Here is a 514-nt window from a genome sequence, read left to right as displayed (position 1 = left end):
GGCGTTCCCAGCAGCAACGATGCCAGCAACATCGGCAGCTGGTCATGCGGCAGATGCAGCATTTCCGCCAGCAGCGGCGACATCACGATCAACGGCAGGGCGGTGGTGACCCAGTGCACCAGCACCCGCACCAGGACCAGCCAGGCCAGCGGAACCGGGGCCAGCAGCCATTGCTCCAGCGAGCCATCTTCGGCATCGCTGCGGAACAGCGAGTCCAGCGCCAGCTGGCCGGCCAGCAGCACCGCCAGCCACATCACCGCCGCGGCCACGCGCGCCATCGCCTCCGGGTCGCGGCCCAGCGCCAGTGCGAACAGCACCACCACCAGCAGTGCGAACAGCAAGGGCTGCAGCGCATCGCCGCGGCGCCGCCAGAGCAGGCGCATGTCGCGGGCAATCAGGGCCCGCGCGGTCTGCCACAGACCCGGTTCGGTTCCTGGCGCGATCATGCCGCCGCTCCCAGGGTCAGCAGGCGCGTGCGCACCGGGGGGGCCGCGTAGGCGCCGTGGGTGGTGAC

1 protein-coding gene is annotated in these 514 nt (G+C 71.4%); it reads right to left on the bottom strand.

The genetic code is table 11. The features are described 5' to 3' along the window. Positions 1-446 (bottom strand): heme exporter protein CcmB (locus AAE045_RS24415; RefSeq protein ID WP_455549871.1); only part of this gene is annotated, 446 nt, incomplete at its 3' end. Between the last annotated feature and the right edge of the window lie 68 nt (positions 447-514).

Source organism: Dryocola clanedunensis (assembly GCF_038405435.1).
GTDB classification, from domain to species: Bacteria; Pseudomonadota; Gammaproteobacteria; order Enterobacterales; family Enterobacteriaceae; genus Dryocola; species Dryocola clanedunensis_A.
Note: the sequence above shows the minus strand (reverse complement) of the source record. Positions and strands in the feature narration are given on the sequence as shown.